At 56.5% G+C, this 3,080-nt stretch carries 5 protein-coding genes; 4 read left to right on the forward strand and 1 reads right to left on the reverse strand.

The features are described from left to right. A partial coding sequence (locus ACR0I7_RS19960) for a GMC family oxidoreductase (protein ID WP_480514108.1) occupies positions 1 to 550 on the forward strand: 550 nt, incomplete at its 5' end. A gap of 23 nt (positions 551 to 573) precedes the next feature. On the opposite strand, the gene ACR0I7_RS19965 is transcribed toward ACR0I7_RS19960, so the two are convergent. Beyond that, positions 574 to 1,470: a LysR substrate-binding domain-containing protein gene (locus ACR0I7_RS19965; protein WP_480514110.1), complete on the reverse strand. Its 897-nt coding sequence runs from the start codon at positions 1,468 to 1,470 to the stop codon at positions 574 to 576. A 118-nt stretch (positions 1,471 to 1,588) separates the two neighbouring features. On the opposite strand from ACR0I7_RS19965, the gene comD reads away from it, so the two are divergent. The 3 genes from comD to ACR0I7_RS19980 all read left to right on the forward strand — a co-directional run. Continuing rightward, the gene (gene comD, locus ACR0I7_RS19970; RefSeq protein WP_480514112.1) at positions 1,589 to 2,086 is read left to right on the forward strand and encodes a sulfopyruvate decarboxylase subunit alpha; all 498 of its coding nucleotides are present in this window, start codon (positions 1,589 to 1,591) and stop codon (positions 2,084 to 2,086) included. A 1-nt stretch (position 2,087) separates the two neighbouring features. Further along, positions 2,088 to 2,651 carry a sulfopyruvate decarboxylase subunit beta gene (gene comE, locus ACR0I7_RS19975; protein ID WP_480514114.1) on the forward strand — a complete coding sequence of 188 codons (564 nt, stop codon included), beginning with the start codon at positions 2,088 to 2,090 and terminating at the stop codon, positions 2,649 to 2,651. A 41-nt stretch (positions 2,652 to 2,692) separates the two neighbouring features. Continuing rightward, positions 2,693 to 3,080: alpha-hydroxy-acid oxidizing protein (locus ACR0I7_RS19980; protein WP_480514116.1), on the forward strand; the 388-nt coding region annotated here is incomplete at its 3' end.

Raw genomic sequence — 3,080 nt, forward strand, 5'->3', positions numbered from 1 at the left:
TGAGACCCCCGACATTCAATTCCACGTTCAGCCCTGGTCTGCGGATAGCCCGGGTGAGGGCGTGCATCCGTTCTCGGCCTTTACTATGTCCGTCTGCCAGTTGCGGCCTGAAAGTCGTGGCGAATTGCTGCTGGATGGGCCTGATCCGTCCAAACATATCAAGATTCATCCGAATTATCTGTCGACCGAAACCGACTGTCGCACCATTGTGGATGGGGTGAACATCGCGCGGCGAATTGCCAAACATGCGCCGCTGGCCTCGAAGATTTCTGAGGAATTCCGCCCGACGTCGGATTTGTCGATGGACGACTACGAGGGCACGCTGGACTGGGTCCGGTCGAATACCGCGTCGATCTATCACCCGACCGGGACATGCGCGATGGGCACCTCGGATGCTGCCGTCGTCGACCCAAAACTGCGCGTCAGAGGGATCGAAGGGCTGCGCGTTGCGGATTGCTCGATCATGCCCGAGATCGTCAGCGGAAATACCAACGCACCCGCGATCATGATTGGGGAAAAGGCCAGCGATCTGATTGCGGCTGACAAGTGATACCACGGGGGTGTCTGACGACGTCAGGCATCCCGCACCACATGGCCCTCATCGGAGACCGTGAGGTCAAGATGATGCAACAAGCGGTCCACCAACATCATTTTTGAACAATCCTGACGGGTGATCACACCAAGCTCTCGAAAGATCGCGCTGTCACCCAGCGATATCTTTTGCAGCGCAGCAAAGATCGGGTCCTGTACGCACAGATTTGGTACCAGCGACACGCCAAGATTGTAAGAGACCATGCTGGCGATGTTTTCCAGCGAACCCATTTCCATCACGTCCCGGACCACCACTTTGTTCCGGCGCAGCCAATCTTCTGCGATCACGCCCACAGCCGCCCGCCGCGTGTGGCGGATATAGGGGTGTTTGACGATGATCCTCTCGGGATCATCTGACTGGATTTCGGGTGAGGTCAGCAAAACCAGCTCTTCCTGCACAAAAGGCTGCCACTTCATATGGCTTTCCAGATAAGCGGGTCGACTGATGACCGCCGCATCCAGAACACCGCTTTCGACACGTGCAAACAGTTCGGCCGTCAGGTCCGGGATGACCCGAATATGCAAGTCGGGATAGTTCTGCCGCAACCGCATCAAAGAGCGTGGGATCAACCCCCGGATCGTAGAGGGTACCGCGCCCAGCGTAAGCTCACCAATATACTGCGCCTCTCCGGTCAGGTCGTGAAGTAGAGTTTCATAGGCGCGGACCACCTCCTGCGCTTTGGGCACGAGCGCATGCCCCAGATGCGTAAGGGCAGGCCGCTTGCCGCTGCGGTCAAACAGGGTCACCTGAAACTCTTGTTCCAGCCGCCGCATCTGTTGACCCACCGCCGCCTGGGACACGCAGACCCGATCCGCCGCACCGGCAAAGCTGCCGGTTTCGGAAACGGCAATCAGGGTTCTGAGAAGGCTGATACTCATCTTGGGTGTCCAGAACTCGCATTGGCTAAAGCGTTGCTTTAGTCACATTAAAATATCAATGACTGGACTTAATCAAAGCAAAAGGCGTTAGTATTCCCGAAATCCTAGGAGAGAACCCGTGTCCGTAAATGACAAGATCGTCGGTGATCTGGTGAGCAACCAGATCGAATTGGTCACCACCGTCCCGTGCAAGCAACTGGCGGGCGTCATCGAAAAGGTCGAGGCCGCGCCCGAGATTCTGCACGTCCCCGCCAACAAGGAAGACGAAGGTATCGGCATCTGTGCCGGTGCGTTCATGGGCGGCAAGCGGTCAGCAATTATTATGCAGAACACCGCCCTTGGCGTGACCATCAATACGCTTGTGACCCTGACGCAGTATTATCGCATGCCGCTGCCCATGTTGATCAGCTATCGCGGTGAGCTGGGTGAACCTGTTGCCTGTCAGGTCGAGATGGCGGTTCACACAAAGGCGCTTTTGAATCAATTGCATATCCCGACCTATCACTTTCACCGGGAAGAGGATGTCGAAGAGTTCGACAAGATCCTGAAACACACATTCATGTGCAACAAGCCGGTCGCAATCCTGACCGATGCCACGTTCTGGAAGGGGTACTGAGATGATCCGCTCTGAGATTCTGCGAGACCTGATCCCCGTCATCTCTGACCATCTGGTGGTTTGCAATATCGGCCTGCCCAGCCAGGAACTGCATATGCTGGATGACCAGCACAGCAATTTCTACATGCTGGGTACGATGGGTCTTGCGTCCTCGATCGGGCTTGGGGTGGCTTTGGCGCAAAAGGAAAAGGTGATCTCGATCGACGGGGATGGGTCTGTGCTGACCAACCTCGGAACATTACCCACGATTGCCAACAATGTTGCCGACAACTTCATCCTGCTGATCATTGACAATGGCAGCTATGGCTCGACCGGCGATCAGCCGACCTATGCTGGAAAGAAAACATCGCTGGCTGCTGTGGCCCGTGCCTGTGGGTGCGAGAATGTTGTCGAATGTCAGGCCGAAGAGGCGGTGCAGACCATGCAGGATGCCCTGGCAAGCGACAAGATGACCATCATTGTCTGCAAATGCGAAAGCGGGAATGTCCCCGTGTCCGTCATCACCCGTGATCCCGTTTCGATCAGAGATCGCTTTATGGAAACGATAAAAGAGCGAAATCAATAGCATAACATCCACTTGTGGCATTGATCCGAAAGGGTTTCGATATGCGTGCGCCCGGTTTTCAAACCTATGAGGATGCCCGGCGACTGGCGCGCAGGCGTCTGCCCGCGATGATATTCGACTATATCGACGGCGCAGCGGGCGAGGGCGTGGGTGAGGCCAGAAACCGGCAAGCGCTGCGTGATATCTGTCTGCGCCCTCGTGTTCTGAACAACGTCGAACGGCGCAGCGTATCGACTTCCGTTTTTGGTAAGGAAGCCCACGTGCCCTTTGGCATAAGTCCGATGGGCATGTGTAATCTGGCGGGACCCGGGGCGGATCTGAGTTTCGCCAAGGCGGCTGCCCGGCACGAGTTTCCGTTGGGCGTTTCAACCGCTGCGTCCACGTCGCTTGAGGTTATGGTCGAAGCCTCCGACGGGCAGGCGTGGTTCC

This window comes from Ruegeria sp. AM1 (genome assembly GCF_056540745.1).

Bases quoted from the DNA above. Each gene is read 5' to 3' on its own strand.
- comE (WP_480514114.1), top strand. From the start codon at position 2,088: ATGATCCGCTCTGAGATTCTGCGAGACCTGATCCCCGTCATCTCTGAC.
- ACR0I7_RS19965 (WP_480514110.1), bottom strand. From the start codon at position 1,470: ATGAGTATCAGCCTTCTCAGAACCCTGATTGCCGTTTCCGAAACCGGC.